The sequence below is a fragment of the Specibacter sp. NPDC057265 genome (genome assembly GCF_042668835.1).
In the GTDB taxonomy this organism is placed as follows: Bacteria; Actinomycetota; Actinomycetes; order Actinomycetales; family Micrococcaceae; genus Specibacter.
Genome location: NZ_JBHUYE010000009.1, coordinates 103,174 through 129,652, shown reverse-complemented (window position 1 = coordinate 129,652; position 26,479 = coordinate 103,174). Strand labels below are relative to the sequence as shown.

General features: G+C 64.0%; 23 protein-coding genes. 14 read left to right on the top strand and 9 right to left on the bottom strand.

Features of this window, described 5'->3' with window-relative positions; genetic code table 11:
• Positions 1 to 84 precede the first annotated feature (84 nt).
• From lspA to nrdR, 6 genes are all read left to right on the top strand, one after another.
• Entirely contained in the window at positions 85 to 666 is a 582-nt protein-coding gene (gene lspA / locus ACFUCV_RS08955) for a signal peptidase II (protein WP_380814740.1), read from the top strand.
• Positions 659 to 1,582: an RluA family pseudouridine synthase gene (locus ACFUCV_RS08950; RefSeq protein ID WP_380814723.1), complete on the top strand. Its 924-nt coding sequence runs from the start codon at positions 659 to 661 to the stop codon at positions 1,580 to 1,582. Before lspA ends, ACFUCV_RS08950 begins: the two co-directional genes overlap by 8 nt.
• Positions 1,583 to 1,656: 74 nt before the next feature.
• Entirely contained in the window at positions 1,657 to 5,223 is a 3,567-nt protein-coding gene (dnaE, locus tag ACFUCV_RS08945; protein ID WP_380814721.1) for a DNA polymerase III subunit alpha, read from the top strand.
• Between the two features lie 29 nt (positions 5,224 to 5,252).
• Positions 5,253 to 5,945, top strand: a complete 693-nt coding sequence (locus tag ACFUCV_RS08940) for a hypothetical protein (protein WP_380814719.1) — start codon at positions 5,253 to 5,255, stop codon at positions 5,943 to 5,945.
• Between the two features lie 54 nt (positions 5,946 to 5,999).
• Positions 6,000 to 7,382 (top strand): histidinol dehydrogenase, encoded by a 1,383-nt coding sequence (gene hisD / locus ACFUCV_RS08935; RefSeq protein WP_380814718.1) that lies wholly within the window; start codon positions 6,000 to 6,002, stop codon positions 7,380 to 7,382.
• Positions 7,383 to 7,450: 68 nt separating this feature from the next.
• Complete coding sequence (gene nrdR / locus ACFUCV_RS08930; protein ID WP_380814716.1) at positions 7,451 to 7,930, top strand: transcriptional regulator NrdR; 480 nt, start codon at positions 7,451 to 7,453, stop codon at positions 7,928 to 7,930.
• A 39-nt stretch (positions 7,931 to 7,969) separates the two neighbouring features.
• Here nrdR and ppgK read toward each other — a convergent pair whose 3' ends face one another.
• Positions 7,970 to 8,761: a polyphosphate--glucose phosphotransferase gene (gene ppgK, locus ACFUCV_RS08925; protein ID WP_380814714.1), complete on the bottom strand. Its 792-nt coding sequence runs from the start codon at positions 8,759 to 8,761 to the stop codon at positions 7,970 to 7,972.
• 80 nt (positions 8,762 to 8,841) lie between these two features.
• Entirely contained in the window at positions 8,842 to 9,720 is an 879-nt protein-coding gene (map, locus tag ACFUCV_RS08920) for a type I methionyl aminopeptidase (RefSeq protein WP_380814712.1), read from the bottom strand.
• A gap of 134 nt (positions 9,721 to 9,854) precedes the next feature.
• Between map and ACFUCV_RS08915 the strand changes: the two genes are divergently transcribed.
• On the top strand, positions 9,855 to 10,040 hold the full coding sequence (locus tag ACFUCV_RS08915) for an SPOR domain-containing protein (RefSeq protein WP_380814711.1): 186 nt from the start codon (positions 9,855 to 9,857) through the stop codon (positions 10,038 to 10,040).
• A 74-nt stretch (positions 10,041 to 10,114) separates the two neighbouring features.
• On the opposite strand, the gene panB is transcribed toward ACFUCV_RS08915, so the two are convergent.
• Complete coding sequence (panB, locus tag ACFUCV_RS08910; protein WP_380814709.1) at positions 10,115 to 11,017, bottom strand: 3-methyl-2-oxobutanoate hydroxymethyltransferase; 903 nt, start codon at positions 11,015 to 11,017, stop codon at positions 10,115 to 10,117.
• Between the two features lie 175 nt (positions 11,018 to 11,192).
• Here panB and glnA (ACFUCV_RS08905) point away from each other — a divergent pair, with 175 nt between their 5' ends.
• The 6 genes from glnA (ACFUCV_RS08905) to ACFUCV_RS08880 all read left to right on the top strand — a co-directional run bounded on the left by glnA (ACFUCV_RS08905) (position 11,193) and on the right by ACFUCV_RS08880 (position 19,571).
• Positions 11,193 to 12,539 carry a type I glutamate--ammonia ligase gene (gene glnA / locus ACFUCV_RS08905; RefSeq protein WP_380814707.1) on the top strand — a complete coding sequence of 449 codons (1,347 nt, stop codon included), beginning with the start codon at positions 11,193 to 11,195 and terminating at the stop codon, positions 12,537 to 12,539.
• A gap of 7 nt (positions 12,540 to 12,546) precedes the next feature.
• On the top strand, positions 12,547 to 15,621 hold the full coding sequence (locus ACFUCV_RS08900) for a bifunctional [glutamine synthetase] adenylyltransferase/[glutamine synthetase]-adenylyl-L-tyrosine phosphorylase (RefSeq protein ID WP_380814705.1): 3,075 nt from the start codon (positions 12,547 to 12,549) through the stop codon (positions 15,619 to 15,621).
• Positions 15,622 to 16,032: 411 nt separating this feature from the next.
• Positions 16,033 to 17,478 (top strand): amino acid ABC transporter substrate-binding protein/permease, encoded by a 1,446-nt coding sequence (locus ACFUCV_RS08895; protein WP_380814738.1) that lies wholly within the window; start codon positions 16,033 to 16,035, stop codon positions 17,476 to 17,478.
• On the top strand, positions 17,475 to 18,227 hold the full coding sequence (locus tag ACFUCV_RS08890) for an amino acid ABC transporter ATP-binding protein (protein ID WP_380814703.1): 753 nt from the start codon (positions 17,475 to 17,477) through the stop codon (positions 18,225 to 18,227). The genes ACFUCV_RS08895 and ACFUCV_RS08890 overlap by 4 nt, the downstream gene beginning before the upstream one ends.
• A 113-nt stretch (positions 18,228 to 18,340) precedes the next feature.
• The gene (locus ACFUCV_RS08885) at positions 18,341 to 19,282 is read left to right on the top strand and encodes a glutaminase (protein WP_380814700.1); all 942 of its coding nucleotides are present in this window, start codon (positions 18,341 to 18,343) and stop codon (positions 19,280 to 19,282) included.
• An 88-nt stretch (positions 19,283 to 19,370) separates the two neighbouring features.
• Positions 19,371 to 19,571, top strand: a complete 201-nt coding sequence (locus ACFUCV_RS08880) for an AsnC family protein (protein ID WP_380814698.1) — start codon at positions 19,371 to 19,373, stop codon at positions 19,569 to 19,571.
• A 51-nt stretch (positions 19,572 to 19,622) separates the two neighbouring features.
• On the opposite strand, the gene ACFUCV_RS08875 is transcribed toward ACFUCV_RS08880, so the two are convergent.
• The 3 genes from ACFUCV_RS08875 to glnA (ACFUCV_RS08865) all read right to left on the bottom strand — a co-directional run bounded on the left by ACFUCV_RS08875 (position 19,623) and on the right by glnA (ACFUCV_RS08865) (position 23,033).
• Positions 19,623 to 20,216, bottom strand: a complete 594-nt coding sequence (locus tag ACFUCV_RS08875) for a hypothetical protein (RefSeq protein ID WP_380814696.1) — start codon at positions 20,214 to 20,216, stop codon at positions 19,623 to 19,625.
• A 12-nt stretch (positions 20,217 to 20,228) separates the two neighbouring features.
• Positions 20,229 to 21,377 (bottom strand): zinc-dependent alcohol dehydrogenase, encoded by a 1,149-nt coding sequence (locus ACFUCV_RS08870; protein WP_380814693.1) that lies wholly within the window; start codon positions 21,375 to 21,377, stop codon positions 20,229 to 20,231.
• Between the two features lie 231 nt (positions 21,378 to 21,608).
• The gene (gene glnA / locus ACFUCV_RS08865; RefSeq protein WP_380814691.1) at positions 21,609 to 23,033 is read right to left on the bottom strand and encodes a type I glutamate--ammonia ligase; all 1,425 of its coding nucleotides are present in this window, start codon (positions 23,031 to 23,033) and stop codon (positions 21,609 to 21,611) included.
• 180 nt (positions 23,034 to 23,213) lie between these two features.
• Here glnA (ACFUCV_RS08865) and ACFUCV_RS08860 point away from each other — a divergent pair, with 180 nt between their 5' ends.
• Entirely contained in the window at positions 23,214 to 23,651 is a 438-nt protein-coding gene (locus ACFUCV_RS08860; RefSeq protein ID WP_380814688.1) for an RDD family protein, read from the top strand.
• 110 nt (positions 23,652 to 23,761) lie between these two features.
• Here the strand turns inward: ACFUCV_RS08860 and ACFUCV_RS08855 are convergent, their stop codons facing one another.
• From ACFUCV_RS08855 to lipB, 3 genes are all read right to left on the bottom strand, one after another.
• A complete protein-coding gene (locus tag ACFUCV_RS08855) occupies positions 23,762 to 24,532 on the bottom strand; it encodes a DUF4191 domain-containing protein (protein WP_380814685.1) in 771 nt (256 codons plus the stop codon).
• A gap of 133 nt (positions 24,533 to 24,665) precedes the next feature.
• Complete coding sequence (gene lipA, locus ACFUCV_RS08850; RefSeq protein WP_380814190.1) at positions 24,666 to 25,685, bottom strand: lipoyl synthase; 1,020 nt, start codon at positions 25,683 to 25,685, stop codon at positions 24,666 to 24,668.
• The gene (lipB, locus tag ACFUCV_RS08845) at positions 25,682 to 26,437 is read right to left on the bottom strand and encodes a lipoyl(octanoyl) transferase LipB (protein ID WP_380814736.1); all 756 of its coding nucleotides are present in this window, start codon (positions 26,435 to 26,437) and stop codon (positions 25,682 to 25,684) included. Before lipB ends, lipA begins: the two co-directional genes overlap by 4 nt.
• Positions 26,438 to 26,479 lie beyond the last annotated feature (42 nt).

The following is a 26,479-nucleotide window of genomic DNA, read 5'->3' as shown; positions in this document are numbered from 1 at the left end:
GGGCAACCCGCGCCACCGGCTTTTTGCATTCCCGGCGGCTATGATGGGGGAGATCCCTTGTGCCCCACCAGCCCTGAAAGCACCATGAGCGAAAATTCCTTGCCCAGCACCCGCACGCCAGCCCCGGCAACACGCAGGAAGCTCCTCTGGTTCTGGCTGGCCGTGGCCGCCTTCGCCTACCTTTGCGATCAACTGAGCAAATGGTGGGTCAGCTCCTCCCTGGAACTGGGCGAACGCGTCCCGGTGATACCAGGGCTGCTGCAGTGGTACCACATCCTCAACCCGGGAGCCGCCTTTTCCATTGGCGAGGACTTCACCTGGGTCTTCACCATTGTCATGGTCGTTGTGTCCGGCCTGATTGTCTTCATGGGCCGCAAACTTGGTTCCGCCTGGTGGGCCCTGGGGCTGGGACTGGTCCTTGGCGGTGCCCTGGGAAACCTGACCGACAGGCTTTTGCGGCCGCCGTCCTTTGGCATGGGGCATGTGGTGGACTTCATTTCCTTCCCCAATTTTGCCATTTTCAACGTCGCCGACATGGCGGTGGTGGGCGGTGTTGCCACCATCTGCCTTTTGACCCTGTTGGGGATCTCTGTGGACGGGCGCAAGACGCCCTCCGCCCCTACCGCCGCGGCCTCCGCAGCCGCCCAGGAGGCCAGCAATGACTGAATGCTTTACCGCGCCCGACGAACTGGCAGGCAAGCGGGCCGACGCCGGACTGGCCGCGCTGCTGGGCATCTCACGTTCCGCTGCGGCCCTGCTGTGCGCTGAAGGCAATGTGCTCCAGGACGGGGCGGTGCTGGGCAAAAGCGAGAAAATCCGTGCCGGGGCCCAAGTGCAGGTGAGCGTGCCGGCCCGCCGGGACCCGCTGGAAGTGGTGGTGGAGCCCGTCGAGGGTTTGCGCATCCTGCTCGATGACGACGATTTCGTGGTGGTGGACAAACCCGTCGGCGTTGCCGCGCACCCGTCCCCGGGGTGGGTGGGGCCCACGGTGGTCGGCGGACTGGCCGCCGCAGGTTTCCGGATTTCCACCTCCGGCGCGCCCGAGCGGGTGGGCATTGTCCACCGCCTGGACGTGGGCACCTCCGGGGCCATGGTGGTGGCCAAGACGGAGCACGCCTACACCGTGTTGAAGCAGGCCTTCCGGGACCGCACCGTGGAGAAGGTCTACCACGCGGTGGTGCAGGGACTTCCCGACCCGCTGAAGGGAACCATTGACGCCCCCATTGGCAGGCACCCGGGCCATGATTGGCGCTTTGCCGTGCTGGAGGGCGGCCGCCCCTCCATCACCCACTATGAGGTTCTGGAGGCCTTTGGCAAGGCCGCCCACGTCCAGGTGCATTTGGAGACCGGGCGGACCCATCAAATCCGCGTGCATTTTTCAGCACTACGCCACCCCTGCGCCGGTGACTTGACCTACGGCGCGGACCCCGCCCTGGCAGCGGAACTGGGCCTGACGCGCCAGTGGCTGCACGCCCGGCAGCTGGGGTTCACCCACCCGTCGTCGGGGGAGTGGGTCACCGTCAGCAGCCCCTACCCGCAGGATCTCAGCTACGCCCTGGACCACCTGCGCGGGGAACACTGACACATCCTTCCCGCCGGCAGGTGCGGGCCGGACGCGGCGACCCCCGGCCCGGTCCGGCCACGTAGAATGGTCCAGTGGCTAGTTCATCGACTGACAGTTTTGTCCATCTCCATACGCACACTGAGTACTCCATGCTGGACGGGGCCGCGCGGCTGACGGAGCTCTTCGACGAAGCCAAACGGCTTCAGATGCCCGCCCTTGCCACCACCGACCACGGCTACTTGTTTGGCGCGTTCGATTTTTGGCGCAAAGCCACCGACGCGGGAATCAAGCCCATCATCGGGGTGGAAGCCTATGTCACCCCGGGCACGGCGCGCACCGACAAGACCAGGGTCAAATGGCGCACGGAGGAATCGCAGAAAAAGGACGATGTCTCCGGCGGTGGCTTCTACACGCACATGACCCTGCTCAGCTACAACAACCAAGGCATGCGCAACTTGTTCCGGGCCTCCTCCATTGGTTCCCTGGACTCACCCATGGGCAAGTACCCCCGGCTGGACCGGGAGCTGCTCAATGAATACCATTCGGGTCTCATTGCCACCACCGGCTGCCCCTCCGGCGAGGTACAGACCCGGCTGCGTCTGGGCCAGTACAACGAGGCCAAGGCCGCGGCCGCGGAATTCCAGGACATCTTTGGCAAGGAAAACTTCTTTTGCGAGCTGATGGACCATGGGCTGGACATTGAACGCCGGGTCACCAAGGACCTGCTGAGGCTGGCCCGGGAACTGGACATCCCCCTGGTGGCCACCAATGACCTGCACTACACGCACGAGCATGACGCCAAGGCCCACGAGGCCCTGCTGGCGCTGCAGTCGGCCTCGACCCTGACCGAACCCAGCTATGACCAGGGCGGCAAGCGCTTTGCCTTCAATGGCAGCGGCTACTACTTGAAGTCCCCGGCGGAGATGCGCCAGCTGTTTGCAGAGCTGCCGCAGGCGTGCGACAACACGCTGCTCATTGCCGAGCGCTGCGAGGTGTCCTTCAACACCGAAGCCAACTACATGCCGCGGTTCCCCTGCCCGCCCGGGGAGGATGAAACGTCCTGGCTGGTCAAGGAGGTCGACGCCGGGCTGAAGTACCGCTACCCGGCGGGCATTCCCGACGATGTGCGCAAGCAGGCCGATTACGAACTCGACGTCATTACCCGCATGGGCTTCCCCGGCTACTTCCTGGTGGTGGCCGACTTCATCAACTGGTCCAAGGACCAGGGCATACGGGTGGGCCCCGGACGTGGTTCCGGTGCCGGTTCCATGGTGGCCTACGCCCTGCGCATCACGGATTTGGATCCGCTGCGCCACGGCCTGATCTTTGAGCGCTTTCTAAACCCGGAGCGCGTCTCCATGCCCGACTTTGACGTGGACTTCGATGACCGGCGCCGGCACGAAGTCATCAAGTACGTGACTGAAAAGTACGGCGACGAGCGCGTGGCCATGATTGTCACCTACGGCAGCATTAAGACCAAGCAGGCCCTGAAGGATTCCTCCCGCGTCCTGGGCCACCCCTTCAGCATGGGTGAAATGCTCACCAAGGCACTGCCCCCGGCCGTCATGGCCAAGGACATCCTGCTCAACGACATTGAGAACCCGGAGGCCAAGCGTTACGGCGAAGCCCAGGATTTCCGCAATTTGATCGCCAGCGACCCGGAGGCCGCCAAGGTCTTTGAGCTCTCCAAGGGCCTGGAGGGCCTCAAGCGCCAGTGGGGCGTGCACGCGGCCGGTGTGATCATGAGCTCCGATCCCATCATTGACGTCATTCCCATCATGCGCCGGATCCAGGACGGGCAGGTGATCACGCAGTTCGACTACCCCACGGCCGAGGGCCTGGGGCTGATCAAGATGGACTTTTTGGGGCTGCGGAACCTCACCATCATCACCGACGCCTTGGAGAACATCCAGGCCAACCAGGGCATTGACCTGGACTTGGAACGCCTTGAGCTTGATGACGGACCCTCCTATGAACTGATGGCCCGCGGCGACACGCTGGGCGTGTTCCAGCTGGACGGCGGGCCCATGCGCGGGCTGCTGAAGCTGATGCGGCCGGACAACTTTGAAGACATCTCCGCCGTGCTGGCCCTGTACCGGCCAGGTCCCATGGGCGCTGATTCGCACACCAACTATGCGCTGCGCAAAAACGGCCTGCAGCCCATCACGCCCATCCACCCGGAACTGGAGGAGCCGCTGGCCGAAATTTTGGGCGGCACCTATGGCCTCATTGTCTACCAGGAGCAGGTGATGTCCATTGCCCAGAAACTGGCCGGTTATTCCCTGGGCCGGGCTGACATTCTGCGCCGCGCCATGGGCAAGAAGAAGAAGTCGGAGCTGGACAAGCAGTACGCAGGCTTCCGTCAGGGCATGATGGACAACGGCTACTCCGAAGCCGCCGTCGCCACGCTCTGGGCCATCCTGCTGCCCTTCTCCGACTACGCCTTCAACAAGGCGCACTCCGCCGCCTACGGTGTCATCAGTTACTGGACCGCCTACCTGAAGGCCCATTTTCCTGCCGAATACATGGCAGCGCTGCTCACCAGCGTGGGCGATGACAAGGACAAGCTGGCGCTGTACCTCAATGAGTGCCGCCGCATGGGCATCACCGTGCTGGCCCCGGATGTGAATGAATCGGCGCTGAACTTCACCCCCGTGGGCGGGGACATCCGCTTCGGCATGGGCGCCATCCGCAATGTGGGCGCCAATGTGGTCAACGGGCTGGTGGAGGCGCGGCAGGAGCGCGGGAACTTTGAGAACTTCTCCGACTTCCTGCTGAAGGTTCCGGCGGTGGTATGCAACAAGCGCACCATTGAATCCCTGATCAAGGCCGGGGCCTTTGACTCCTTGGGGCACGCCCGCCGGGCCCTGGTGATGATCCACGAAGAGGCCGTGGACTCGGTCATCACCATTAAACGCAATGAGGCCGTGGGGCAGTTTGACCTCTTTGCCGGCCTCGGCGGTGAAGCCGAACCGGAATCGGCGCTGACCACCGAAATTCCCGACCTGCCCGAATGGGACAAGAAGGACAAGCTGGCCTTTGAGCGCGACATGCTGGGGCTCTATGTCTCGGATCATCCGCTGCGCGGGCTGGAAGGAATCCTGAGCCAAAACGCCGACCAGTCCATCACCCAGGTGCTTGCCGACGACGGCCCGCAGGACGGGCACATCATCACCATTTCCGGCATGATCACGAACCTGCAGCGGCGCATTGCCAAAAGCAGCGGCAACCCCTATGCACGCTGCGAAGTGGAGGATCTGGGCGGCTCCCTGGAGGTGATGTTCTTTGGCCAGGTGTATGGCCCCATTGCCAATGTGCTGGCCGAGGACCTCATTGTGGTGGTCAAGGGCCGCCTGCAAAAGCGTGACGACGGGGCCATCACTCTCAATGCCATGGAACTTTCCGTGCCCGACCTCAGTGAGGGACTGTCCGGACCGCTGGTGATTTCGCTGCCCGAACACAAGGCCAACGAGCAGGTGCTCACCGCTTTAAAGCAGGTGCTGGCAGACCACCGCGGCAACACCGAGGTCAAAATGCACCTGCTGGGTGCACGCGCCGTAAAGGTCATGAAACTGCCCCTGCATCACCGCGTCAATCCCACCCCCGCCCTGTTCGGGGACTTGAAGGTGCTGCTGGGACCGGCCTGCCTTGAAAGCTGAGGGCAGCCGGGCGGCGGTACGGTGGAACCATGAGTGAGACCCGGATTCCGCCAGCCGCCGCCGCGCAGGCCGCCAACGTCCCGGAGGGCACCGGCTTCACAGCAGCCGGCCCCGCCAGGCTGCGCACCACTGCCGGGCGCCGCCAACTGCGCAGGCGCGTCCGCCCGGGCGCACCGTGGTGGCGGCGCTGTCTGGACTTTGCCGTTGCGACGGGGGTGGCTGTGGGCGGGCTGTGGTTCCTGGTGGCACCCGGGGGCGCCCTGCAGGGGGACCGCAGCGACTTCAACTCCTGGTTTGCCCGGGATGCGGTGCTGGGAATCCTGCTGTGCGCCGCAGGCATCGCCACCGCAGTGCACGGGATGCTGGTCCGCCAGGGTGCGGACCGGGCAGCTTTGCACCGGCAGGAAAATTCCTGGGCCTTTGCGGCCGTTCTGACCCTGGCCGCGATGCTCGGTGCCGTGCTGGCGTGGCGCACCGGAGTCTTTGCCGGGGACCTTTTCCAGTCCCCGCCGGCGAACATGGCCAATCCCAGCATGGTGTTTTCCCTCCGGTCGGGGGCCGCGCTGCTGTTGTGGCCGCTGTCGAGCATGCTGGTGGTGTTCATTTGGTCGGCGCTGTCCCCGCAAGCCACGGCCGAAGCCGCGACCGAAGCCGCTCCGGAAGCCACGACCGAAGCCGCTCCGGAAGCCACGGCCGAAGCCGCCCCGGGGGCCGGGGCGTAGCTGGCGGCCGGCGGCTGCGCCACCGTCCGCCGGCAACGGGTAAACTCAAATGCTGTGAGCACTCTTGAATCTCCTACGCCCCTGCCCGCCGGCAACGCCCGCACAGTGCTGCGCCGCACCGATCTGCGTGGACTCACGCTGAGCCTGGCTGAGTTGAAGTCAGCGGTGCCCCGCACGGCCGCGGCCACCGTCACCACGGCGGAGGCAGCCGTGGAACTCATCATTGGCCAGGTCCGTGAAAACGGGCACGCCGCCCTGGCGCAGCTGGCCCAAAAGTTTGACGGCGTCAGCCAGGAACACCCCCGCGTGCCGGCCGCGGCGCTGGCCCACGCCCTGGCCACCCTCGATCCGCAGCTGCGTGCGGCCCTGGAGGAGTCCATTGCCCGGGCCACTGCCTTTGCCCAGGCGTCCAAGCCCGCCAACGTCGATTTTCCCGTGGCCAACGGCGCCGTGGTGTCCGCACACTGGATTCCGGTGCGCCGGGTGGGTTTGTACGTTCCGGGCGGCTTGGCCGCCTACCCTTCCTCGGTGATCATGAATGTGGTTCCGGCGTTGGCCGCCGGCGTCAGTTCGGTGGCATTGGCCTCGCCGCCGCAGCAGGACAACGGCGGTTTGCCTGAAAGCACCGTGCTGGCGGCGGCCGCACTGCTGGGCATTGAGGAGGTGTACGCCATGGGCGGCGCCCAAGCCATTGCCGCCTTCGCCTACGGCGTGGCGGCCGGCAGCAGCGTCAATGGCGCGGGGGAGGAGATTGAAGCCGTTGACGTGGTCACGGGGCCGGGCAACATTTTTGTCGCCACCGCCAAACGGCTGGTCAAGGGCGTGGTGGGCATCGACTCCGAGGCCGGGGCCACGGAAATTGCGGTCCTGGCCGACGACGGCGCCAACCCCATTTTTGTGGCCGCGGACCTCATCAGCCAGGCCGAGCATGATCCCAACGCCGCCTCGGTGCTGGTGACTGATTCGCCCGGACTTGCCGACGCCGTCGAAGCTGAACTGCTGCGGCAGGTGGCGCTGACCACGCACCGCGAACGCGTCGAGGCGGCCTTGGCCGGTCCCCAGTCGGGCATTGTGCTCGTCGATGACATGGCACAGGGGGTGGAGGTGTGCAACGCCTACGCCGCCGAACATCTTGAGGTGGTGACCCGCAATGCCGAGCAGCTGGCCAGCCGGATCACCAGCGCCGGCGCCATCTTTGTGGGCGACTACAGCCCGGTGAGCCTGGGGGACTACTGCGCCGGATCCAACCACGTCCTGCCCACGTCCGGCACGGCCGCCTTCTCTTCGGGCCTGAACGTGACGACCTTCCTGCGCGCGGTCCAGCTGATCAACTACAGCAAGGACGCCCTGCAGGAAGTGGCCGACCACGTGGTGAACCTGTCCCGCGCCGAGGGCCTGCCGGCCCACGGTGACGCTGTGGCGGTCCGGTTTGCCTAAGTTACACAATTGTCATTCGTTGCGGGCCAACCCTAGACTGGGACACACCACGACCTGAAGGACACTGTATGTACTGCCCGTTCTGCCGCAATCCCGATTCCAGGGTTGTTGATTCACGGCTCGCGGACGACGGCTCCGCCATCCGCCGGCGCCGCCAGTGCACGCAATGCGGGCGCCGGTTCAGCACCGTGGAAACAGCCAGCCTCTCGGTCACCAAACGCTCCGGAGTGGCTGAGCCCTTTAGCCGCAGCAAAGTCATCAGCGGTGTCCGCAAGGCATGCCAGGGCCGGCCGGTGACCGATGACGACCTGGCCATGCTGGCACAGGAAGTGGAAGAGTCCATCCGTGCCAGCGGTGCCGCTGAAATTGATGCGAACAATGTGGGTTTGGCCATTTTGGCGCCGCTGCGGCGGCTGGATCTGGTGGCATATCTGCGCTTCGCCAGCGTCTACCAGGCCTTTGAATCGCTGGAGGACTTCGAGTCGGCCATTGCGCAGTTGCGCAGTGAACCCGCACTTTCCCCGCAGCAGCTGGCCAGCCAGGCCTAGTTTCCCGGTTCCTGGCCGGCCAGCTGCCCGTGGGCGGCTCTAGCCGGTGATTTTGTGGTGCATGGCCACCTGCAGGGCCCCGCCCACAATGCCGGCATTGTTGGCCAGTTGTGCCGGGACAATTTTGGTGCGGAGCTTCAGCTGCGGCAGGTAGTCCTCGCTGCGCTTGGAAATGCCGCCGCCCACAATGAACAGCTCGGGGGAGAACAGGAACTCCACGTGGGAGAAATACCGCTGCAAACGTACGGCGTACTGGTCCCAGTCAAGGTTGTCGCGTTCGCGGGCGCTGGCCGAGGCCCGCGACTCGGCGCTGCCACCATCGATTTCCAAATGCCCCAGTTCCACATTGGGGATCAGTTTGCCGTTGTAGATGAAGGCCGAGCCGATGCCTGTGCCGAGGGTGATGACCAGCACCGTGCCCTTGACGTCCTTCCCGGCGCCGTACCGTGCCTCGGCCAGGCCTGCGGCATCGGCATCATTGATCACCTGCACGTCACGGCCCAGTTCCTGCGTGAAGATCCTGTCCACATCGGCATTGATCCAGGATTTGTCCACGTTGGCAGCGGAGAGCGAGACGCCGTGGGAAATGATGGCGGGAAAGGTGATGCCAATGGGGCTTGTCGCCGCCGGGGCGTGCTCGCGGCCTGACAGCTCCGCCACAATGGCCCGGACCACCTTGGCAACTTCCTGGGGGGTGGAGGGGGTGGGTGTGGGAATGCGGAAACGCTCACCCACCACCTTTCCGGTGGCAAGGTCAACAATGCCGCCCTTAATGCCCGTGCCGCCAATGTCTACGCCAATTACTGTCGCTGCTGAGTGCTTCTTGGACATGCGTCCTCCGAGGTTAGTGGGATCAAACTGGGGTGCGTGTTGCTGCCGTGAGCGGGCACGGCCAAGGCGGTTTCCGGTCGCTAGGGCAGGGTGAGCACTTCGGCGCCGGTGGCGGTGACCACCAGGGTGTGCTCAAACTGGGCGGTGCGCTTCCGGTCGCGGGTGACAACCGTCCAGTCGTCCTCCCACATGTCCCAGTCAATGGTTCCCAAAGTGAGCATAGGTTCGATAGTAAACACCATGCCCTCTTCCAGCACAGTGTTGTACGCCGGCGCCGCGTCATAATGCGGAATAATCAAACCCGTGTGGAAGGCTTCACCGACGCCGTGACCGGTGAAGTCCCGGACCACCCCGTAGCCAAAGCGTTTGGCGTAGGAGGATATGGTGCGGCCAATGACATTGATTTCCCGTCCCGGCGCCACGGCCCGGATGGCCCGGTTCAGGGACTCCTGCGTACGTTCCACCAGCAGCCGGGATTCTTCATCAACGTCACCGACGTTGAAGGTCCAGTTGGTGTCGCCGTGCACGCCGTTCTTGTACGCTGTGATGTCGATGTTGAGGATGTCGCCGTCCTGCACCACCGTGCTGTCCGGGATGCCATGGCAAATGACCTCGTTCAGGGACGAGCACAGCGATTTGGGGAAGCCCCGGTAGCCCAGTGTTGAGGGGTACGCCTGGTGATCGAGCAAAAACTCGTGTCCAATGCGGTCGAGGGCGTCGGTGGTGACGCCGGGAACAATGTGCCTGCCAACCTCCACAATGGCCTGGGCGGCGATTTTGGCCGAAATGCGGATTTTTTCCAGCGTTTCGGCGTCCTTCACCTCGGTTCCGGTGAACGGTGCCGGGCCGGCCTTGCCAACATACTCCGGGCGGGGGATGTTGCGGGGGACCGGACGTTCCGGGGTGATCGTTCCGGGAGCAAGCTTGCCAAGGGGTGCGTGGGTGGCGGTTGAAGACATAGCAACCATCCTATATTTCTTTGGCCCCAATGGCGTGTCGCCTCCCCGTGGCGCCCGGGTGCGGTTGCACCGGATCCCCGTGCCGTCCCGGTAACTATGATGGGGGCAGTGGGAAAGCCACATTCAAAACGATCGTGGAGGCAGCAGTGGCACAGTACTGGTACAACGTTCAAACCCATCAAGTGGAAAAGGATGCCCAATCGGGGTGGAAGTCACTGATTGGCCCGTACGACACTTTTGAGCAGGCGCAGCAGGCCCTGGCCAAGGTCCAGGCACGCAACGAGCAGGCGGACGCCCTGGACGAGGAAGACGGCGCCTAGCTTCCGGGAAGCGCCGCCGGCTGCGGCCGGGCCCCCTGCAGCTGCCCGGGCGCAGCCAGGGCTGCCGGGGGCGGCTAGAAGCTGTGCTCCTGGCCCGGAAAGATCCCCGAGCGGACCTCATCGCCGTATTCCTTGGCGGCCTCGGCCAAAATGGTGCGCAGCTGGGCGTATTGCTTGACGAATTTCGCCATTTTGCCGGTGCGGAGCCCGGCCATGTCCTGCCACACCAAAACCTGGCCGGTGGTTGAACTGCCGGCGCCAATGCCCACCGTTGGCACGGACACGGCAGCCTCCACGGCGGCGGCTGCGGTGGCGGGGACCATTTCCATCAACACGCAAAAGGCCCCGGCATCCGCCAGCGCCACGGCGTCGTCAACGAGGGCCTGGGCCAGATCGCCGCGGCCCTGGACACGGTATCCGCCCAGCACATGCTCGCTTTGCGGGGTGAAGCCAATATGGGCCATGACCGGAATGCCGGCCTCGGTCAGGGCACGCACCGTGGGGGCGTAGTAGGCGCCGCCTTCCATCTTGACCGCGTGCACCAACCCCTCCTTCATCAAGCGCACCGAGGAGGCAACGGCCTGTTGCGGGGATTGTTCGTAGCTGCCAAACGGCAGATCGGCAACGACCAGGGCGCGCTTGGCGCCGGCGGTGACGGCGCGGGAAAAAATGATCATTTCCTCCAGCGTGATGGGCAGCGACGTCTCATTGCCCAGAACATTGTTCGAGGCGGAATCACCCACCAGCAGCACCTCCGTGCCGGCCTCGTCAAAAATCTGGGCGGTGTACTGGTCATAGGCGGTGAGCATGGCAAATTTTCCGCCGGCGGCCTTGGCGGCCTGCAGGTGGTGGGTGCGGACCCTGGCCACCTGGGGGCCTACGCCTGCGGCTCCGGAGCCATAGGGGGCGGCAAGCTCCGGGGCGGTGCCGGGGACGGATGCGGACAGGGCGGAATCAGGGGTGCTTGTGGGTGCCATGGCCCTAGCTTATTACTCATTGGGCGCCCAAGAGCGGCAGGCAACACCCGGCACAGGCAATATGGGCCCATGCCGGCGGTCTACTTAGTAGAGTGATCACTGCAGGGTGCGACGCCTGCGCAATCCGCTCCCGGCCGCCGACACGGCGCCACGTCATGAGAAAGAGGGACCGCGCATGAACCGTCAACAGGAATTTGTGTTGCGCACCATTGAAGAGCGCGACGTACGGTTTGTGCGGCTGTGGTTTACGGACGTGGTGGGCAGCCTGAAGTCCGTGGCCTTGGCGCCGGCTGAAGTTGAAGGCGCCTTTGAGGAGGGGCTGGGCTTTGACGGTTCCGCCATTGAAGGCCTGGCACGCGTCTTTGAATCCGACATGCTGGCCCAGCCGGACCCTTCCACATTCCAAATCCTGCCGTGGCGCGGAAACGGCAAGTCCGAACAGACCTCCCGCATGTTTTGCGATGTGCTGACACCCGACGGGGAACCGTCCGCGGCCGATCCCCGGAACGTTTTGAAGCGCACCCTGGCCAAAGCCGCGGACATGGGCTTCACCTGCTACACGCATCCGGAAATTGAGTTTTATCTGCTGAAATCGGACCGGCCGGGACCCGACGGCGTCCCGGTCCCCGTGGATCAGGCCGGCTATTTTGACCATGTCCCCGGCGGTGTGGCGCAGGACTTCCGCCGCACGGCCGTGACCATGCTCGAAGACGTGGGAATTTCAGTGGAGTTCAGCCACCACGAGGGCGGACCCGGACAAAACGAAATTGATCTGCGCTACGCCGATGCCCTGCAGACCGCCGACAACATCATGACGTTCCGCACCGTGATCCGCGAAGTTGCCATCCAGCAGGGAACGTACGCCACGTTCATGCCCAAACCCTTCTCCGACCATCCAGGTTCGGGCATGCACACCCATTTTTCCCTGTTTGAAGGGGACAGCAACGCCTTCCACGAACCCGGGGCTGAATTTCAGCTCTCCACCACGGCACGGCAGTTCATGGCAGGAATTTTGCGCCACGCGCCGGAATTCACCGCTGTGACCAACCAGTTCGTCAACTCCTACAAGCGGCTTTGGGGTGGTGGGGAAGCCCCCAGCTACGTCTCCTGGGGACACAACAACCGTTCAGCGCTGATGCGTGTGCCGTTGTACAAGCCCGGCAAGGGACAGGCCTCACGGCTGGAATACCGTGGCATCGACTCCGCGGCCAACCCGTATTTGGCGTATGCGGTGCTGCTCGGTGCGGGACTGAAGGGCATTGAGGAAGGCTACGATCTTCCGGCTGCCGCCGTGGAGGACATCAGCCAGCTCTCCAGCACCGAACGCCGCCTGATGGGTCACCACCCCCTGCCCTCGAGCCTGCATGACGCCATCCGCCAAATGGAGGATTCGGAGCTCATGCCGGAGATCCTGGGCGAGCAGGTGTTTGAGAACTTCCTGCGCAACAAGCGTGATGAATGGCAGGACTACCGCCTGCAGGTCACACCCTACGAGATCAACCGTTATTTGGGAGTGCTTTAGGACAGCCATGAGCTCCCTGACCCGAACCCTCATTTCCCGGGGCTTTTCCGATTTGGAAATGTGCGAGCGCTTCCTGGGCTTTGATGAACTTGCCACCCTGGACCGCGCCGAACTGCTCGATGCCCTGGCGGTGGCGGACAACCCGGATTTGGCGTTGCAGTCGCTGGTGCGCCTGCTCAGCGCAGCGCCCCAGGCGGAAAAGCTCTTGGGCATGCAGGATCCGGCCACGGGCGTGCGCACCCACAACACGGCCCTGTTTCGTCTGCTCGGCGCCTCGGAGGCGCTGGCCGAATTCCTGATGCGCCACTCTGAGCATCTTGAGGTGGTGGATCCCGCCGCACCGGGCGCCGGCATGCCGGCGTCGGGTGCGGCGCTGCGCCACTCCATGCTGCGGGCAGTGGGCGCCGACCCGGCGTCGGAGAAGCCTGTGGCCCAGGTGACGGGTGCGGCGGCGCGCATGGACCTGCGGACGCAGTACCGCCGCCACCTGTGTGAAATAGCCCTGCGCGACCTGGCCGCGCCGTCCCCGCAGGACGTGCTGCCCGTGGTGGGTGCGGAGCTGGCTGATCTTGCCGGAGCGGCCCTGGACGCCGCGTTGGCAGTGGCACGGGCCGAAGTGGGGGAGGCCCTGGGCACAGCCGAGGTGGCGGCGGTGCGGCTGGCTGTCATTGGCATGGGCAAGTGCGGCGCGCGCGAACTGAACTATATTTCAGACGTCGACGTGATGTATGTGGTGGCGCCTGAACCCGGCGGGGGGACTGTGGACGGCAACGGCGCGCCCGTCGTGGATGAATCGGCCGTGGTGCGCATTGGCAATGCGCTGGCCGCGGCGCTCTCACGTGCCATCTACTCCCCGGACCGCGAACCAGGGCTCTGGGAAGTGGATGCCAATTTGCGCCCCGAGGGCAAGGATGGGCAGCTGGTACGCACCTTGGAGTCGTATTTGGCGTACTACCAGCGCTGGGCGCAAAGCTGGGAATTTCAGGCCTTGCTCAAGGCCCGTGTGGTGGCGGGGGACCAGGCGCTGGGTCGGGACTTTGAACAAGCCGTGGCGCCGTTGATCTGGGCCTCGTCCGAACGGGAGGGCTTTGTGGAGTCCGTGCAGGCCATGCGGCGGCGCGTGACGGCAAACATCCGCGACGCCGAGGCCGACCGCCAGCTGAAACTGGGCAAGGGCGGGCTGCGCGACGTGGAATTCACTGTCCAACTTTTACAATTGGTCCACGGCAAAGCCGACCCCAGCATCCGTCCGCGGGCCACCACGGCAGCCATTGAGGCGTTGACCCGGGCCGGCTTCATTGGCCGCACCGATGCCGTCCTTTTATACAACCACTACGTTTTTTTGCGCGTGCTGGAGCACCGCATTCAGCTCGTCCAGCTACGGCGCACCCACACCATGCCCACCTCGGCGACCCAGCTGCGCGCGCTGGCGCGGACGCTGGAGGGGCCGCTGAGCACCAAGCGGCCCAGCGCCGACTCGTTGGAGGCCCACTGGGCCAAGGTGAAGCGTTCGGTCCGCTCGCTGCATGAGCGGATTTTTTACCGGCCCATCCTGGCCACAGCCGCCCATCTCAGTGCAGAGGACGCCGCGCTGACCTCCGGCGCCGCCCGGGCCCGGCTCGCCGCCCTGGGCTACCGCGACACGGAAGGCGCCAGCAGGCACATTGAAGCCTTGACGGCCGGGATCAGCCGCCGGGCCGCGCTGCAGCGCCAACTCCTGCCCGTACTGCTGGGGTGGTTGGCCGATGGCGTGGACCCCGACGCCGGTCTGCTGGCCTTCCGCCGCGTCAGCGACGCCCTGGGAACTTCGCACTGGTACCTGGGCATGCTGCGCGACCACCAGGCGGCCGCCGAACGGCTGTGCCATTTGTTGTCCAGCTCCCGGCTGGTCAGTGATCTGCTGGAGGTCTCTCCGGAAGCCACGGCCTGGCTCGGAAACTCCAAGGAGTTGGTGCCGCTGGGATTTGACGCCCTGTGGACGGAGCTGCGGGCCAAAATCTCCCGCCACGCGGAGCCCTCCGGTGCCATCCGCCTGGTGCGCCTGGTGCGGCAACGGGAAATCCTGCGCATTGCCATCGCCGACAGTTGCGGCCTGCTGGAACAGGACCAAGTGTCCACGGCGCTCAGCGATGCGGACAGGGCTGCCGTGCTGGGTGCCCTGCACATAGCCGAAAATGAGGTCCGCGGCGGTGGCAAGCCCCTGGCCGAGGTGCTCATTGTCGCCATGGGACGCCAAGGCGGACGGGAAATAGGTTACGGTTCGGACGCCGATGTGTTGTTTGTGCACCGGCCCGCCGATGGTTTGGCCGCGGCGGACCGGGAAGCTGCGGGGCAGGAGGCAAAGGCCATTGTGCAGCGGCTGACGGCGCTGCTCACGGCCCCCGTCCGTCCAGCCATCCAGGCCGAGCGGGTGCTGTCCATTGACGCCGATCTGCGGCCCGAGGGCCGCAACGGCCCGCTGGTGCGTTCCTTGGCGGCCTACCAGGAGTACTACACGCGCTGGTCCTCGCCGTGGGAGGCCCAGGCGCTGCTGCGCGCCTCGCCCATGGCGGGTTCGGATGCGTTGGCGGCGGACTTTCTCACCATGGCCGCCCCGGTGCGTTATCCACCGCATATCCCCGACACCGACGTGCACGAAATCAAGCGCATCAAGGCCCGCATGGAGTCTGAGCGCCTGCCGCGCGGTGCGGATCCCGCACGGCACCTCAAATTGGGCCGCGGCGGTCTGAGCGACGTTGAGTGGCTGGTCCAACTGCTGCAGCTCCAGCACGCGCACAGGCACCGGGAACTTCGCACCACCGAAACCCTGCCGGCCCTACAGGCTGCCGCGAAGCTGGGCCTGCTGCCACAGGAGGATGCGCAGTTGCTTGAATCCGCTTGGCGCCTTGCGGGCAAAATCCGCAATGCCAATGTCATGTGGACGGGCAAAAATTCAGATTTGCTGCCGTCTTCCCGGCGCGACCTGGAGGCCGTGGCACGCTGGTGCGGCCGCGAACCCGGCAGCGCGGCAGTCTTTGAAGAGGAATATTTATCCCTCACCCGCCGCGCCCGGGCCGTTTTTGAACGCCTGTTCTACGGATAGTCCCCGCCTGTGAAAACCGCCTGCACAGGCCCCGCCTGTGAAAACCGCCTGTGCAGGCCCCGCCTGTGTATGCCGCCGCCGTCGGGATTGCGGTCCGCTGCAGCATGCAGTGCGGGCAGGAGGGAAGCGGCGGCGGGAGGCTTGCGCCAAAGGCGCGGCAGGGCATGGGGCCACAGCGCCAGGCACCGGAACCCGGCGGCGGCCGGCGCGGCGGTGATGGCACTGCCGGCCTTGCATCTTGGCAACTTCGCAGGAAACTCCCCAAGGCTGTAACGTCGAGGGGTACTTCATTTGGCCCACAAGGGCCCAACCACCTTGATCAAGGGAAAATTCATGCACAAGCTTCCACCCGTGAGGCGGCACAGGGGTGGCGCATTTGCCGCCCTGGCCGCCTTCTTTACTGTTGCCATCATGTTCTTTGGGGTCGGCGGCGCCGCGGCTCTGAGCATGCCGGCGGCTCCGGCGGCAGTTGCACCGGCTGCGGCGTCCGCCGCCGTCCTGCCTGCCGACGTCAGTGGCCAGCAGTTCGACATTGCCACGGACACCACCTTTGCCCCCTTCGAATTCCGTGACGGCAGTGGCGAGCTCGTGGGCATCGACATGGATCTGCTGCGTGCCATAGCGGCCCAGCAGGGCTTCGAGGTCAACATCAAGTCCTTGGGTTTTGACGCGGCACTCCAGGCACTGCAGGCCAACCAGGTCGCCGGCGTCATTGCCGGGATGTCCATCACCGAAGAACGCAAGGCGGTCTTCGACTTCTCCGATCCCTACTTTGACTCCGGCGTGCAGATGGCCGTGGCGAAGAATGACGAACAGATCAAGTCCTACGGGGATCTGGCCGGCAAAACTGTCACTGCCAAGCGCGGCAGCGAGGGGGAGACCTTCGCCAACTCCATCAAGGACCAGTACGGCTTCACCGTGAAGGCCTTGGCGGATTCGGCCACCATGTACGACAACGTCAAAGCCGGCAACTCCGTGGCGGTGTTTGACGACTACCCGGTCCTTGCCTACGGTGTGAGCCAAAACAATGGCCTGAAGATCGTTACGGACAAGGAACAGGGCAGCTCCTACGGCTTTGCTGTGAACAAGGGCCAGAACCCTGAACTGCTGGCCGCCTTCAACACGGGTCTGGCCGAGCTGAAGGCCAACGGCGAGTACGACAAGATCCTGGACAAGTACCTTGCCACGGCTGAAACGCAGGAGCAGGGTGGCTTCTTCGAGCTGGTCAAGGACAGCTTCCCGGCCTTGATGAAGGGTCTGTGGCTGACCTTGGTGGCCACCATGCTTTCACTCATTGTGGCCCTGGTGCTGGGTGTTCTCTTTGGTTTCTTCAAGGTCTCCGAGAGCAGGATTTTGCGCGGCATTGCCACGGTGTATGTGGCCATCTTCCGCGGCACGCCGCTGCTGGTGCAGGCGTTCTTCTTCTACTTCGGCCTGCCCCAAATGACCGGCCAACCCTTGGACGTGCTGAGCGCCGGGGTGCTGACTCTGAGCTTGAACGCCGGTGCCTATATGACCGAGATTGTCCGCGGCGGCATCCAGTCGGTGGACCCGGGGCAGCTTGAGGCCAGCCGCAGCCTGGGTCTGGGCTACGTCACCTCCATGCGCCGGGTGGTGGTGCCGCAGGCGGTGAAGATCATGACGCCGTCGTTCATCAACCAGTTCGTCATCACCTTGAAGGACACCTCCCTGCTGGCCGTCATTGGTTTTGCGGAACTGACCTACCAGGGACAGCAGATTTACGCGTCCAACTTCCGCACGGGTGAAACCCTGCTGATAGTCGCTGCACTGTACTTCATTGTGATTACCATCTTGACCCAGCTTTCCAACGTCCTGGACAGGAAGTTCAACAAATGAGCGCATCACCCAGCGAGAAAAACGCCAAGATCCGCGTCCAGGGGCTGAAGAAGTCCTTTGGCGCCAATGAGGTCCTCAAGGGCCTTGATGTGGACATTGCCGAGGGCGAGGTGGTCTGCGTCATCGGGCCCTCCGGCTCGGGCAAGTCAACGTTCCTGCGCTGCCTGAACAAGCTGGAGGACATCAGCGGCGGCACCGTCACCGTCAATGGCCAGGATTTGACCGACGCCAAGGCGGATTTGAATGCCGTGCGCCAAAACATCGGCATGGTCTTTCAGCACTTCAACCTGTTCCCGCACATGACCGTGCTGCAGAACATCATGCTGGCGCCGGTGGAGTTGAAGAAGCTTGACAAGGCCGGTGCCCGCGCCAAGGGCATGGAGCTGCTGAAGCGGGTGGGCCTGGAAGACAAGGCCAACGCCCGGCCCGCCTCGCTTTCGGGCGGGCAGAAGCAGCGCGTCGCCATTGCCCGCGCGCTGGCCATGAACCCCGGCATCATGCTCTTTGACGAGGCCACCAGCGCCCTTGACCCGGAAATGGTGGGGGAGGTGCTGCAGGTCATCCGCGATCTGGCCGCAGAGGGCATGACCATGGTGGTGGTCACCCACGAAATGGGCTTTGCCCGTGAAGTGGCCGACCGCGTGCTGTTCATGGACGCCGGCTACATCTGCGAGGAAGGCACGCCCGAAGCCATCTTCAACAACGCCCGGCAGCCGCGTCTGCAGGATTTCCTGGCCAAGGTCCTCTGACCTGCAGCCGGTGCGGATTTTGCACACGGCCCACAATGAATGAGGGCATCCTCCGGCGCTGCACCATTGGCGCCGGAGGATGTTCGACGCCGGAACACAGTTTAGGAGGCCACATGCAGGACACACACGACGCGCAGGACATGCCGGACATGCAGGGCATACTTCAGGAAATTGCCGACAGGATTGAGCCGCTGCGCGGTCAAGGCTCGGTGGCCGCCTACATTCCCAGCCTTGGTGGGGTTTCACCGGATCGTTTCGGCATCTGCGTGGCCATGGCCGACGGCGGCGTGTACGGCGCCGGCGACTGGCGCGTGCCCTTCTCCATCCAAAGCATCTCCAAGGTCTTCTCCCTGGCCCTGGTCATGTCCTATGACTACGACTCCATTTGGCGCCGGGTGTTCCGCGAGCCGTCCGGCACGCCCTTCAACTCCATGATCCAACTGGAGGCCGACCAGGGCATTCCCCGCAACCCCTTCATCAATGCCGGCGCCCTGGTGGTCACCGACCGGCTGTTGACATTGACGGGGGACGCGGCGGCCTCGGTGCGCGGCCTCCTGCGCCTGGAATCCGGCAATCCCTCCTTGGACATTGATCCGGTGGTGGCCGCCTCGGAGGCCGACCACGGGCACCGCAACGCCTCCATGGCGCACCTGCTGGCCAGCTACGGGAACCTGGAAAACCCGGTTGAGGAGGTATTGGCCAACTACTTCAACCAGTGCGCCCTGGAAATGAGCTGCGAGGACCTGGCCAAGTCGGCGCTCTTTCTGGCCCGGCACGGCGTCTCCGCCGGTGGCACGCCCTTCCTGAGCCCCAACCAAAGCAAGCGCGTCAACGCCGTCATGCTCACCTGCGGCACCTATGATGCGGCAGGGGAGTTCGCCTACCGGGTGGGCCTGCCCGGCAAAAGCGGAGTGGGTGGCGGCATAGTGGCGATCGTCCCCGGACGCTGCGCCATCACCGTCTGGGGTCCGGCCCTGGGACCCAACGGAAACTCCTTGGCCGGCATAGCAGCGCTTGACCACTTCACGGCCCTGACCGGCTGGTCCATCTTCTAGCCCGGCCCCGCTGACCACCCACCGGCCGTGGTCAATATAAGTTGACTTTTCAGCGGCGTCAACTATTGTTGACGCAAGGAGGTTCGTGATGAAAACACTTTTGGATGGCGCGGGCGGGGTCGGTCCCGCCGAAGCCCTGTACGCACTTGCGGAACAACGCAGGGAGCTGGCCCGGATGGAATCCGAGCTGGTGGCCCGGGCACGGTCCGCGGGACTGTCCTGGGAGGCCATAGCCCTGTGCCTGGGGGTCAGCAAACAGGCTGTGCATAAAAAATTCGGCAAGCGGTAGCCGCCTTACGGCCCGCCCGCCCGGTCCTTCCGGAGCAGCCCGCCGGGACCGTCAAAGGCCACGGCGCAGTGCCCGCAGCGCAGCAAGCGCCGCCAGCCCGGCCAGGACCCAGGGACCGGCCACCAGCAGCGGGTCCAACCAGCTGTGGTGTGCATCCACCCGTCCCTGCCGGCGGTGCCGGCCGAGGCGAATTTCACTGAGCACTCCTGTCTCGGTCACCGGGTTGTCCGGGCGCAGGGTGGCCAGCGAGCGTACATGGTGGACGCCGGCATCCACCCTGTCGGCGGCCATCAGCAGGAGCCAGTGGGCTGCGCGCCCTTCGCCGTAGCTGTAGGCGTACTTGCGGATGGCCCCGGAGATCCCGTGCAGCGGCGCACTGGTGCCGAACACCGGTGGCAGGATGCCGTGCTCAATGGACATCTCCCGGGGCACGTTCTGTTGCTGCCGGTCCGGAAATTCCCAGTGGGCCCCGGTCGCTATCCCGGGCTGCTCCTTCGGATGGGAGGGGCGGTCTGCAGGGTCCAGGTCCGCGCCCCAGCCGGGGATGCGCTCCCGCAGCTCCTGGGCGCTTTCCTTGGGTGCGGCCTTGTGCGCCGCATAGGGTGCTGTGTGCTGTTGTGCTGCACCGGTTTCCGTGTCGGACATGGCGTTCTTCCTTTAGGTAGCGGGAAAAATTATGAGCGGTTTGATACAGCCATCCAATTTGGCGGAGAACAAGTGATAGCCCTCGGCAATGTGTTCCAGCGGAATGCGGTGGGTGACAATGTCGCTTGGCTTGAGGTAGCCGGCCTGAATGTGCTCAAACAACCGTGGCCATTGCCGCTTCACCGGGCACTGGTTCATGCGCAGCGTAAGGCCCTTGTTGAGGGCGTCGCCAAATTTCACGGCACTAAAGACCGGGCCGTAGGCGCCCACCACCGACACCGTGCCGCCTTTGCGCACGGCGTCAATGGCCCAGTTCAGGGCTATGGGGGACCCTCCCTGCAGCTTCAGTTTGGCAGCGGTGACGTGCTGGATAAAGTTGCCGTCCGCCTCGGCGCCCACGGCGTCAATGGCCACATCGGCACCCAGATGGTCGGTGATCCGTTTCAGGTGCACCACAATGTCCGGGATCTGGGCAAAATTGCAGGTCTCGGCGTGCGCGAAGGTCCGGGCCTTGTCCAGGCGGTACTGCAGGTGGTCAACGACAATGACCCTGCCGGCGCCCATGAGCCAGGCGGACTTGGCGGCAAACAGACCCACCGGGCCGGCACCGAACACCACCACCGTGTCGCCCTGGGCAATGTCCCCCAGCTGGGCGCCGAAGTATCCGGTGGGGAGCGCGTCGGTGAGCATGACGGCGTCCTCCTCGTCCATCCACGGGGGAATCTTGACAGGGCCCACATCGGCGAAGGGCACGCGCACAAACTCGGCCTGGCCGCCGTCGTACCCGCCGCAGGTGTGGGAGTAGCCGTAGATGGCGCCCACGGCCGTGGCATTGGGGTTGACGTTGTGGCAGTTTGAAAACAGTCCGCGGGAGCAGAAATAGCACGAACCACAGTAGATGTTGAAGGGGACCATGACTTTGTCACCGGGGGCCAGGTTCTGCACCGAAGGCCCGACCTGGTGGACGGTGCCCACAAACTCGTGGCCAAAGGTGGTCCCCACCCGCGTGTCGGGCATCAGGCCGTGGTACAGGTGCAGGTCCGAGCCGCAGATTGCCGCGGTTTTCACCCGGACAATGGCGTCATTGGGATGTTCAATCTTGGGTATGTCCTTTTCCTCAACCCGGATCTTGTACGGGCCGCGGTAGACCATTGCATGCATGGTGCCCCCTGGGTGGCGACTGGCAGTTCATCAGTTCACGGCTGAAGGTTCAGGCCCCGTTGCTTGAGGTTCCATGTTGAAGTCCACGTTTCCATTTCCGCCCGGACAGGTCAAGGGCCCTTTTGCCAATGGCATGCGCGGGCGTGGCGCGCACACAAAAGAGGAGGGCCGGAAAAATTTCCAGCCCTCCTCTTTTGTGTGTCAGAAGTTCAGCCTCCCAACCGCAGCTGCCTAGCAGCCGTAGTAGAGCTCAAACTCATAGGGGTTCGGACGCAGCGCCAGCGGCTTGATCTCGTATTCACGCTTGTACTCGATCCAGGTGTCGATCAGGTCCTGGGTGAAAACGCCGCCGGCCTGCAGGAACTCGTTGTCCTGCTCCAGGGCAATCAAGGCATGCTCCAGGGATTCGGGAGCCTTGGGAATGTCCTTGGCCTCTTCGGGGGGAAGTTCGTAGAGGTCCTTGTCAATGGGTGCGGGGGGTTCAATGCGGTTCTTGATCCCGTCCAGGCCGGCCATCAACTGGGCCGAGAATGCCAGGTAGGGGTTGGAGGAGGGGTCCGGTGCGCGGAACTCCAGGCGCTTGGCCTTGGGGTTGGATCCGGTGATGGGGATGCGGATGCCGGCGGAGCGGTTGCCCTGCGAGTACACCATGTTCACGGGCGCTTCAAAGCCCTTGACCAGGCGACGGTAGGAGTTCACGGTGGGGTTGGTGAAAGCCAGGACGGCGGAGGCGTGCTTGAGCAGGCCGCCAATGTACCAGCGGGCCATGTCGGACAGGCCGGCGTAGCCCTTCTCGTCGTAGAACAGCGGTTCGCCGTTGCTCCACAGCGACTGGTGGCAGTGCATGCCGGAGCCGTTGTCGCCAAAGACGGGCTTGGGCATGAACGTGACCGACTTGCCGGCGGCCCAGGCAGTGTTTTTGATGACGTACTTGAACTTCTGCAGGTCATCGGCGGAGTGCACCAGGGTATTGAATTTGTAGTTGATTTCAGCCTGGCCGGCGGCTCCCACCTCGTGGTGTGAACGCTCCACTTCCAAACCTGCAGCGTCCAGGCCAAGGCACATGGCGTCGCGCAGGTCAGCCTGGTGGTCAATCGGCGCCACGGGGAAGTAGCCGCCCTTGGCGGGGGTTTTGTAGCCCAGATTGCCGCCAACTTCTTCGCGGCCGGTGTTCCAGTAGGCCTCTTCGGAGTCGATCTTGTAAAAGGACCCCTGCGGGCTGGACTCGTACTGGACGTTGTCAAAGACAAAGAACTCGGCTTCCGCGCCGAAGAAGGCGGTGTCGGCAATGCCGGTTGAGGCCAGGTAGGCCTCGGCCTTTTCGGCCACGCCGCGGGGATCACGGTGGTACGGGTCTCCCGTGCGCGGGTTGACGATCGAGAAGTTCAACGCAAGGGTCTTTTCCTTGCGGAAGGTGTCCACAAAAGCGGTCTTGGGGTCCGGGATCAACTGCATATCGGATTCGGCGATGCCCTGGAAGCCCCTGATGGAGGAACCATCGAACAGTTGGCCGTGGACAAAGAAGTCCAGGTCAACTGTTTTTGCCGGGACATTGAAGTGCTGCTGCACGCCGGGCAGGTCGGTGAATCGAATATCGACGAACTTTACATCTTCGTCCTTGATGAACTGGAGGACTTCTTCCGCGTTCTTGAACATCTACGCTCCTTGGCGCTGGGGGATTGTGGCCGTCTGGCTGCGGCCTGGGTGCCTGTGCAACTGAGTCCAGCCTAGAACGACGCCGTTACTCAACAGTGTCGGAATTGTTTCCGGCACGTTACAAGCCCTCCAGGGCCCGAATTGGTACCCGCCTTTTGACGGCGGCGGTAGGCTGGAGGGGTGGTAGATCGTAAAGACATGGCTTCCTGGCTCAGCGGCCCGGACACCTCCAATATATCGAAGTTTCCCGGCGAGCGTTTGGGTCTGCCCGAATCCGGCCCCCGTTCTATGGCGCGCGCGGGCCGCAGAATTCTGGCCCTGTGCATTGACTGGGCACTGGCCTACTTGATTGCCGCGACGTTCTTCAATGCGCACCCCAATGCCATTTTGGCCGTCTTCGCCGTGGAGCAAATGGTGCTGGTGGGGACCTTGGGATACAGCATTGGGCACAGGATCATGGGGATTCATGTCACCACGCTGGACGGCCGCACGCCCGGACTTTTGGCAGGCGTGGTGCGTGCCGTGTTGTTGTGCCTGGTGATCCCGGCAGTCATTGCCGATGCCGACCACCGCGGCCTGCATGACAAGTCCATGAAAACAATTCTGGTCCGGCGCTGACCGGGCGTGGCGCAACCAGGCCTCGGCGGATGTGACATTCACGGCGTTTAGGGCAGCAAAATGGCCCAGCAGTGAATGCTGGGCCATTTTTTCAAACTGCCTGCGGTTCTTTAGCGACCGCGGGCAGCCTTGCGGTCCGGGCGGGCCTTGTAGGGGTCGATGCCCTTGGGGATGGGAAGTTTATTGCCCATGGAGGTGATGCGCTTGTTCACCGCGCCCACCTCCACCTTGGTCAGTACCTTCTTCAGCTTTCCCATGGCCTTGGTGACCTTGGCGATGGACACCTGGCCCTCGCCGCGCCCGGTCTCAATGACCGTCACCTTGACGTTGGGCAGGATGCGGTTGAGCCGGCGCCGTTCGGCGTCGACCAGGCCCTTGACCCGATTGCTGGGTCCTTCGGTGACGAGCACAATGCCGGGCCGGCCGACGGCGCGGAACACCACGTCCTGGGTGCGGGGGTTGACGGCGGCGGGCTGTTCATCGAAAATCCAGCCCCTCTTCAGGGAACTGAGCGCAGCGCCCGCGGCCCCGGCCTTGCCCTCGATTTGTGCATAGGCTGCCCGCTCGGCGCGCCGTGACATGAGCAAAAGTGCCCCCAGCAGACCCAGCGGAATGCCCACGAGCAGACCCGTGATCCAGTTGCCGGGGGAAATGAGCAGCACCACCAGCATGGACACCAGGATCAGGCCCAAAAAGGCGCCCAACATGATCCAGGTGACCATGGGGTCGTAGCGGCGGGTCATCTTGAAGATGTCCACCATTTGCTTCATACGTCCGGGCTTTTTGACCTTTTTGGGCTTTTCAGCCTTCGGGGCACGGGAAAAGCGGGACCGCTTGGATTCGTCAGCGTTGCTCTGTGCAGAGTCAGGTGTTTTGGCCATAGTGATTCAATTCTATCCGGTCTTGGACCGTGCGGGTGCTCAAGGAAGCCGTTGACTTGGGGCAGCGCGCGGCCCGGTCCCGCGGCCCGGCCGTGAAGCAGCGGCCCGGGTCCGGGTGTGGTGCCGGTGTTGGTCAGTGGGGTTGGGGGATGAGGGAGGCGGCTTCCTGGCGGGTGTGGCCGGAGTCTTCGATGCCGTCGGCGATGTGGGCCAGGTGTTCGGGGATGTCGCGGCCTTTTTTGCGCATGGCAGCAGCCCAGAGCCGCCCGGCCCGGTAGGAGGACCGCACCAGCGGCCCGGACATCACCCCAAGGAAACCAATTTGTTCGGCCTCGGCGGAGAGTTCCATGAATTCCTGCGGTTTCACCCACCGGTCCACGGGCAGGTGCCGTTCGGACGGACGCAGGTACTGGGTGATGGTGATCAAATCAGTGCCCGCGTCATGCAGATCCTGCAACGCGGTGGAAATTTCCGCCCGCGTCTCCCCCATGCCCAGAATCAAATTCGACTTGGTGACCATGCCCAAATCCCGGCCCTGCGTCAACACGTCCAGGGACCTTTCATACCGGAACGCGGGACGGATGCGTTTGAAGATCCGCGGCACCGTCTCCACATTGTGCGCGAAGACCTCCGGGGCCGAGGCGCAGATCGCCGCAATGTGCTCCGGCTTGCCCGAAAAGTCCGGAATCAACAGCTCCACCCCGGTGTTCGGATTCAACTCATGGATCTTGCGGACCGTTTCGGCGTACAGCCACACCCCCTCATCAGCCAAGTCATCACGGGCCACCCCGGTCACGGTGGCGTAGCGCAAATTCATCTTCACCACCGAACGCGCCACCTTCGTCGGCTCAAACATGTCCACCGGCGACGGCTTGCCCGTATCAATCTGGCAAAAATCACAGCGCCGCGTGCACTCGGACCCACCAATCAAAAACGTCGCTTCCCGGTCCTCCCAACACTCGAAAATGTTCGGACACCCCGCCTCCTCACACACCGTGTGCAGGCCCTGGCCCTTGACCAGATTCTTCATCGCAATGAACTCCGGCCCCATCTCAACCTTGGCCTTCATCCACTCCGGCTTGCGCTCCACCGGAACAGCAGCATTACGCTGCTCAATCCGCAACAACTTCCGACCCTCAGGCGCCAACGTCACAACAAAACCCCTTCCGGCCGGTCAGCTTGCGCTTCGGCGTTTGTATTTGCATCAGCTTCGGCGGCAGCAACCAGCGGTGCCAAAATCCGGGCTGTGGCCTCCTTGACCAGCGGCGCCAGCTCTGCAGCGGTGACGTCAAGGCCGGTTTCCAAAGCGATCGTGGTGGTGCCGGCGTCTTGAATGCCGCAGGCAATGATTTGGGCGTAGGGCGCCAGGGAATTATTGACGTTGATGGCGATGCCATGCATGGTGACGCCTTCATGGACCCGAATGCCAATGGCGGCAATTTTACGATCCGGGCCCTTGTCGTCGGCAAGCAGCCAAATGCCCGCACGGCCGTCCACGCGGACACCGGCAATCCGGTAGTGTGCCAGTGCCTCCAGGATGATGTCCTCAAGGGCATGGACATAGGCGCGGATGCCGCGGGCATCAAGCAATTTCACAATCGGGTACATCACCAATTGGCCGGGGCCGTGCCATGTCAGCTTCCCGCCGCGGTCCACATTGACCACGGGGGTGCCGTCGAAGGGCCTTTCATGGTCTTCGGTGCGCTTGCCGGCCGTGTACACGGCGGCGTGTTCCAGCAGCATGGCGGTGTTGGGGGCGGTGCCGGCGACGACGGCGTCGTGCAGTGTGCGCTGCTGTTCCCAGGCGCTGCCGTAGTCAACATAAGTCGGGGCAAATCCCACTTCGGAGAACTCAAGAGTCATACCGGTCACTTTAGAGGACTGGGCTTTTTTGCCTAAATCAATGTCACTGGCACCCTTGCAGTGCCGGCCACGGAAGCGGACGCC

Excerpts from the sequence above, each read along its gene's own strand:
- map (WP_380814712.1), bottom strand. The coding sequence starts at position 9,720 with ATGTCTTCAACCGCCACCCACGCACCCCTTGGCAAGCTTGCTCCCGGA.
- ACFUCV_RS08870 (WP_380814693.1), bottom strand. The coding sequence starts at position 21,377 with ATGCATGCAATGGTCTACCGCGGCCCGTACAAGATCCGGGTTGAGGAA.
- ACFUCV_RS08940 (WP_380814719.1), top strand. The coding sequence starts at position 5,253 with ATGAGTGAGACCCGGATTCCGCCAGCCGCCGCCGCGCAGGCCGCCAAC.
- glnA (WP_380814691.1), bottom strand. The coding sequence starts at position 23,033 with ATGTTCAAGAACGCGGAAGAAGTCCTCCAGTTCATCAAGGACGAAGAT.
- ACFUCV_RS08890 (WP_380814703.1), top strand. The coding sequence starts at position 17,475 with ATGAGCGCATCACCCAGCGAGAAAAACGCCAAGATCCGCGTCCAGGGG.
- ACFUCV_RS08950 (WP_380814723.1), top strand. The coding sequence starts at position 659 with ATGACTGAATGCTTTACCGCGCCCGACGAACTGGCAGGCAAGCGGGCC.
- ACFUCV_RS08885 (WP_380814700.1), top strand. The coding sequence starts at position 18,341 with ATGCAGGACACACACGACGCGCAGGACATGCCGGACATGCAGGGCATA.
- lspA (WP_380814740.1), top strand. The coding sequence starts at position 85 with ATGAGCGAAAATTCCTTGCCCAGCACCCGCACGCCAGCCCCGGCAACA.
- nrdR (WP_380814716.1), top strand. The coding sequence starts at position 7,451 with ATGTACTGCCCGTTCTGCCGCAATCCCGATTCCAGGGTTGTTGATTCA.
- ppgK (WP_380814714.1), bottom strand. The coding sequence starts at position 8,761 with ATGTCCAAGAAGCACTCAGCAGCGACAGTAATTGGCGTAGACATTGGC.
- panB (WP_380814709.1), bottom strand. The coding sequence starts at position 11,017 with ATGGCACCCACAAGCACCCCTGATTCCGCCCTGTCCGCATCCGTCCCC.
- ACFUCV_RS08895 (WP_380814738.1), top strand. The coding sequence starts at position 16,033 with ATGTTCTTTGGGGTCGGCGGCGCCGCGGCTCTGAGCATGCCGGCGGCT.
- ACFUCV_RS08900 (WP_380814705.1), top strand. The coding sequence starts at position 12,547 with ATGAGCTCCCTGACCCGAACCCTCATTTCCCGGGGCTTTTCCGATTTG.
- ACFUCV_RS08880 (WP_380814698.1), top strand. The coding sequence starts at position 19,371 with ATGAAAACACTTTTGGATGGCGCGGGCGGGGTCGGTCCCGCCGAAGCC.
- ACFUCV_RS08855 (WP_380814685.1), bottom strand. The coding sequence starts at position 24,532 with ATGGCCAAAACACCTGACTCTGCACAGAGCAACGCTGACGAATCCAAG.
- ACFUCV_RS08875 (WP_380814696.1), bottom strand. The coding sequence starts at position 20,216 with ATGTCCGACACGGAAACCGGTGCAGCACAACAGCACACAGCACCCTAT.
- glnA (WP_380814707.1), top strand. The coding sequence starts at position 11,193 with ATGAACCGTCAACAGGAATTTGTGTTGCGCACCATTGAAGAGCGCGAC.